The organism is Oscillatoria sp. HE19RPO (genome assembly GCF_024220515.1).
In the GTDB taxonomy this organism is placed as follows: Bacteria; Cyanobacteriota; Cyanobacteriia; order Cyanobacteriales; family Laspinemataceae; genus Laspinema.
In genome coordinates, this window is record NZ_JAMXOT010000246.1 from 1 (window position 1) to 6618 (window position 6618).

Sequence of the window (6618 nt, forward strand, 5' to 3'; positions counted from 1 at the left end):
GGGCGCAATGCTTGCGCCCAAAAGAGGGCGCAAGCATTGCGCCCCTACTACGAAAGAAAGTTTTGGAGATTTTATTTTTTGGAGTTCCCTTACCGAGTACCGGATTGGGTCTGACTGGAGCAAGCGGCGCAATGATTTGAAACCGACCCGAACTCTAACCGCCGGTTTTATTCTCCCGATGGGTTTCCCAGATTGAGTTTTTGTTGGAGGGGAATTTGAATAATAAACTCGGTGCCTTTGCCGACTTCGGAAATGCAGTGCATTGTCCCCCCGTGCTTTTCAACGATAATTTCATAGCTAATGGCTAATCCCAATCCGGTGCCTTTGCCAATGGGTTTGGTGGTATAAAAGGGGTCAAAAATTTTGCTAATTGCCTCGGGTTTCATGCCAATTCCATTATCGGCGATCGCAATTTTAACTCGGTTTCCCTCAATCAGGGTAGTGGTAATCCGAATTAATGGGTCTGGCAATTGCACCGTTGCTTGAACGGGAGCATCGGTCCCCGGCTTCACCCAGTCTTCTCTCTTCATTTCCACTGCATCGATCGCATTCCCCAAAATGTTCATAAATACCTGATTAATCTGCCCCACATAACAGGTAATCTCCGAAATCGGCCCGTATTCTTTAATCACCTTAATGGGCGGGCGATCGCTCTTGCCTTTCAACCGATTTTGTAAAATCATTAAGGTGCTATCAATATTCTCATGCAAATCCACGGCTTTCATGTCTGATTCATCTAACCGCGAAAAAGTCCGCAGGGATTTTACAATATCTCGAATGCGATTCGCCCCCAATTTCATGGAGGCGAGGATTTGCGGAAAATCTTCCACTAAATAATCCAAATCAATTTGTTCTATTTCTTCCTCAATCTCCAAAGTTGGCTCAGGATAATGGTTTCGATAAAGCTCCACTAGGTTTAACAAATCTTGCATATAATCATCGGCATGGCTGAGATTTCCATAGATAAAATTTACCGGATTATTAATTTCATGGGCAACCCCGGCCACCAGTTGACCCAAGGATGACATTTTTTCGGTCTGAATTAATTGGCTTTGGGTGTGTTGGAGTTCCTGTAAGGTTTGTTGCAATTCGTGGGTTTTGGCTTCGGCAATTTGGGCTGATACCCGAGCTTGAGTATAAAGTTGGGCTTGATTGAGGGCGATCGCTAGTTGATCGCAGACGGCTTCTAATAGTTCTACATCCTCCGGCTTCCAAACTCTAGTTCGGTTGTGACAAGCGCAGGAAATGACGCCAACTTTCCCGGATTCTGTTTGCATCGGCATCGCCAACATTGCCCGATATCCTAGGTTACTTAAAAACTCCCGAAAGATAGAATCACTCACCCTATTGATATCATCAAATTTTAGAGTTTCTCGGGTTAAAAGCAGATTGACCATCGGTCCGACTTGTTCAACACTATAACAGCCAATTAGGTTAATTAATCCGGGATTTCTGGCTTCTGAAACCACTTCCCATACTTCTTCGTTACCGTGGTTTCGATACCAGGCGAAGTGACATCGGTCAATCTCCATTACCTGTTGAATTTCCTGGACTACACTATCGAGAATGGTATCTAATTCTAAAGAGTTTCTAATTTGGGTAGCAATCCGATTGAGCAAGGCTTCCCGTTGGGCTAATTCTCGATATTGAGCTTCACTCTGTTGCAAGGCGAGTTCGGTTTGTTTGCGATCGCTGATATCGATGGTGGTGGCAATAATCCGATCAATGCGATCGCTACTATCTTGCAAGGGACTCAGAGTCATCAGCCACCATCTCTCGATGCCATCCGCCACAAAACTCTCCTCAAAAGAGAGGGTTGTCCTCAACTGGACGCACTGGAGATAACGAGGACGCCACAGGGCTGCCATCTCCGGAGGTAAGGCTTCAGCCAAGGTTTTTCCGAGCATTTTTTCTACGGGAACTTGGGTAGTTTGGGCCATTTTCGGATTAATCCCGGCAAAGCGAAATTCCCCGCCCTCTAAAACTTCCAGAACAAAAATACTGTAATCTACCCCTTCCCAAATCGCCCGCAAAAACTGCTCTCGTTCTTGTAACTCCTGTTCTATTTTTTTGCGGGTTGTAATGTCCAAAACGGTCCCAAACAGTCGCACGACTTCCCCTTGAGCGTTCTGCTCAACTTTTCCTTTGGCTTGGACGTATCGGACAGACCCATTTCGGTGAACAATCCGATGCTCTAATTCAAAAGTAATTCTCAAGTTTATGGCTTTTTCTAAACGGTTTTTCACGACTTCGTAATCTTGCGGATGAACCTTTTCCAAAAGCTTGGGTAAGGAAGGTTCTTCCTGTCCTGGGTCCAAATCGCAAATCCGAAACAGTTCTTTGGACCACATGAGTTTTCCCGTTGCTACATCAAACTCCCAGTTACCCAGATGAGCGATTTGTTGGGCTTCTTCTAGGACTCGTTGACTTTGTTGCAGACTGATTTCCGCTTTTTTGCGATCGCTAATATCCTCAAAAACTGCCAAAAAATATTGAGGGTCTCCCAGAGAATTTCTAATCATCGAAGCCGTCATATTCACCCAAACGAGCGACCCATTTTTATGTAGGTATCGCTTTTCTAAGGTGACCGTATTGATGGCTGGATCGTACAACTGGGCTTCGGCTTCGACATCAAAACTGGCATCATCAGCATAAGTGAGGTGCTGACAAGTTAAATTATACAAATCTTCCCGACTGTACCCCAAGATATCACAGAATTTTTGATTCACTTCAAGCCAATTCCCCTCTAATCCCACATGAGCAATCCCAACAGCAGCCTGCTCAAACGCCGCCCGGAATTTAGCCTCACTTTCTCGCACTAAGGCTTCGGCAGAGAGGCGATCGGTGATATCCGTAAAGGTAGCGACTCCTGCATACAACTGGGTTTCATCGGGACGAAACAAGGGAGTTGTATTCAGCAAAATCCAGGTTAAGCTCCCATCGGGTTTGTGAATTCCCATGATGCAATCGCGAAAGGATTCCCCAGTCCGTAAGGTAACCGCCAGGGGATGTTCTTCCGTTGGAAATGGCGAACCATCTGCTCTAACTGCGCGCCAGCGCGGATCGATGGCGATCCATCCCATCATCTGCTCTAGGCTCAAACCGAAAATTCGGCTGGCACTTTCATTGTAAGTATAAATCATGCCATTGGCATCTTGCATGATGACCCCCTCACTCATGGCACTCAACACTGAGCGATAGCGGGTTTCGCTTTCTTGTACCGATTCGAGTAAACGTTCTTGTTGCGCTTCCATCTGTTTGCGATCGGTAATCTCTCGGGCAACCGCATAGATCAGGTTTCCTCTAGGACTAGAGGAAGTCCAACCAATCCATTTATAGGAACCATCTCGACAGCGATAGCGATTTTCAAAATAAATCGTGTTTTCGCCGGTTGAGAGTTTCGCCATTTGTTCCTGGGTTGAGGCGACATCCTCGGGATGTACTAACTCTAAAAACGACAGGGAGAGCAATTCCTCTGTGCTATATCCTAATGTCGTTTCCCACATCGGATTGAGTTGCTTAAAATAACCGTCTGTCCCAGCAATACAGAGTAAATCCACAGATAAATTGAACCATTGTGCGATCGCCGTTTCCCATTCCTGCGATCGGCAACGTTCCTTGATGGTGCCTTCAATCCGCACCGGCATCCCCTCGTCATCGGCGATCGCCCAAAATTTACTGTGCAGGTCCCTCCGTTGTCCATCAATCCCCACAATGGAGTAGTTCACCTCCACCGTTTCCGTTTCCCAAACCCGCACTAAAGCATTTACCACCTGCGATCGCCATTGCGGTTCAATTCCCTCAGTCCACAACTCCGGCTGATTCTCAAAAAGCGCCACAGTTCCCCCAAACAGTTGCGCTGCCGCAGGGTTCAAATAATCCAGGCGATCGCCCCCAACATTAATAAATAAAATTCCTTCTTGAATTTCATCGAAAATCCGACTCATGCAACACACTCCCTCACCATGCTTTGACGTTTCTCTAACCCTTACTCTTGTAAACACCCCCTGTCCTTCCCTCAATATAAACCGCTGTCATTATTTTTAGCCAATAAAAAAGCGCCCCTGTATAGGGACGCTTTTAATGTTACAGACTGACTATATGTCGCGTATAGAGTCCGTCTGAATCTTCAATTAAAACTTAACCGTTGATCGAAGGAGCAGTCAAAGCAACGGGAGTTGCTTCGCCAGCAGCCAAGTCGAGGGGGAAGTTGTGAGCATTACGCTCGTGCATAACTTCCATACCCAGGTTAGCGCGGTTGATCACGTCGGCCCAGGTGTTGACCACACGACCAGTGGAATCAATGATCGACTGGTTGAAGTTGAATCCGTTCAAGTTAAAGGCCATCGTGGACACACCTAAAGCGGTGAACCAGATACCCACAACCGGCCAAGCAGCTAAGAAGAAGTGCAAGGAACGGCTGTTGTTGAAAGAAGCATATTGGAAGATCAGACGACCGAAGTAGCCGTGGGCTGCAACGATGTTGTAGGTTTCTTCTTCTTGACCGAATTTGTAACCGTAGTTTTGAGATTCGGTTTCAGAGGTCTCACGAACTAAGCTGGAGGTCACCAAACTTCCGTGCATGGCACTGAACAAGGAACCACCGAACACACCAGCAACACCCAACATATGGAAGGGGTGCATCAGGATGTTGTGCTCAGCTTGGAACACCAACATGAAGTTGAAGGTTCCAGAGATACCCAAGGGCATACCATCAGAGAAAGAACCTTGGCCGATCGGGTAGATCAAGAACACGGCGCTGGCTGCTGCAACAGGTGCAGAGTAAGCGACGCAGATCCAAGGACGCATTCCTAAGCGGTAGGAGAGTTCCCACTCACGACCCATGTAGCAGAAGATGCCAATGAGGAAGTGGAAAACCACGAGCTGGTAAGGGCCACCATTATAGAGCCACTCATCCAAGCTGGCTGCTTCCCAAATGGGGTAGAAGTGCAGACCGATCGCGTTAGAAGAAGGAACAACAGCACCAGAGATGATGTTGTTTCCGTACAGCAAAGAACCAGCAACGGGTTCCCGGATACCGTCGATGTCAACGGGGGGAGCCGCGATGAAGGCAATGATGTAGCAGACCGTGGCGCTTAAGAGGGTGGGGATCATCAACACACCGAACCAGCCGATATAAAGGCGGTTTTCGGTAGAAGCGACCCACTCGCAGAAGCGGTCCCACAGATTAGCGCTCTCGCGCTGCTGTAAGGTTGTCGTCATATTTCTTATGATTGCTATGAGGTTTTCAAGGTAGTCGGTAGAGGTTTCTCTACCTTGCTTACTACCTTACACAACTTGTTAAGCTTTGTAAAGGGTTTTCATAAAAATTTTTCCTGATTATTGCTATTAGATTTTCTTATCAATTGCCATGCTGACCACTTCTGCCTCCCGCCGGATCACCTACAGTCCCGCCTACACCTTGGTTCCAACCTACGAATGCTTTAACCGCTGTAGCTACTGCAACTTTCGCCAAGACCCCGGAAAAAGCCCCTGGTTGGAATTACCCGAAGCGGAACGAATCCTAAAATCTCTGATTGGGACGGGGATTCGGGAAATTTTAATCTTGAGTGGCGAAGTGCATCCGAATTCTGAGAAGCGTTCAGACTGGTGCGATCGCCTTTATGAGTTATGCGAATTGGCCCTGGGACTAGGATTTCTGCCCCATACCAATGCCGGTCCTCTCAGTTTTCAGGAAATGGCAAGGCTGAAAACCGTTAATGTTTCAATGGGATTAATGGTGGAACAGGTGACCCCGAGTTTGGGGGAAACCGTACATCGTCACGCCCCCAGCAAGGTGCCAGCAGTGCGACTGGAACAATTAGCATGGGCGGGAGAACTGAAAATTCCTTTTACTACGGGATTATTGCTGGGAATTGGGGAGACTCCAGGCGATCGCCAAGCGACTTTAGAGGCGATCGGTCAAATTCACCAGCGCTGGGGCCATATCCAGGAAGTAATTATCCAACCCTATCGTCCCGGAACCCATCAAAGCGGCGAGGCACCGGGGTTTGACTTGAGAGAATTACCCTTAGAAGTAGCAAGAGCTAGAGCAATTTTACCCGAGGCAGTCGCCCTGCAAGTCCCCCCCAATTTAATCGAGGAACCGGAGATTTTATTAGCTTGCTTAGAGGCGGGATGCCGAGATTTAGGGGGAATCGGACCCACGGATGAAGTGAATCCAGACTATCCTCATCTCCAGGTTGACAGACTGAAACGCATTTTAGAACCAGCAGGGTGGGAATTAGTCGAGCGATCGCCGGTTTATCCGCAATATTATGGGGAGTTAAGTCCTCGGCTGCGATCGCAGCTGATCCAGGCGGGATATGATTAAGACAGAATCCGGCTCATGTTCGTAGTAACGACTTCAGTCGTTGCTTTCGTGTCATGGCATCAGCCATGACACGCACCATCAGCAGCTTCATCCCCGGTTTAGGGGCTGGATCTTCCAACGAGGTGGGGCGTGACGAAAGCTTATGCTTTCATCACGCGGTAACGACTGAAGTCGTTACTACAAACATTGGTGCTTGCTCATGTTCAACGTCCCGACTTCAGTCGTTGCCAAGAGTGTCATGGCATCAGCCATGACACGCACCATCAGCAGCTTCATCGCCGGTT

Annotated in this window: 3 protein-coding genes; 1 reads left to right on the forward strand and 2 read right to left on the reverse strand. The window is 47.9% G+C overall.

The window, feature by feature from the left end; genetic code table 11:
* Nucleotides 1-167: 167 nt before the first annotated feature.
* Together NG833_RS21220 and psbA are read right to left on the reverse strand one after the other, a co-directional pair.
* Nucleotides 168-3947, reverse strand: a complete 3780-nt coding sequence (locus tag NG833_RS21220; protein ID WP_254567267.1) for a PAS domain S-box protein — start codon at nucleotides 3945-3947, stop codon at nucleotides 168-170.
* A 193-nt stretch (nucleotides 3948-4140) separates the two neighbouring features.
* Complete coding sequence (gene psbA, locus NG833_RS21225) at nucleotides 4141-5223, reverse strand: photosystem II q(b) protein (protein WP_254567268.1); 1083 nt, start codon at nucleotides 5221-5223, stop codon at nucleotides 4141-4143.
* A 148-nt stretch (nucleotides 5224-5371) separates the two neighbouring features.
* On the opposite strand from psbA, the gene cofG reads away from it, so the two are divergent.
* The gene (cofG, locus tag NG833_RS21230) at nucleotides 5372-6334 is read left to right on the forward strand and encodes a 7,8-didemethyl-8-hydroxy-5-deazariboflavin synthase subunit CofG (RefSeq protein ID WP_254567269.1); all 963 of its coding nucleotides are present in this window, start codon (nucleotides 5372-5374) and stop codon (nucleotides 6332-6334) included.
* Nucleotides 6335-6618 lie beyond the last annotated feature (284 nt).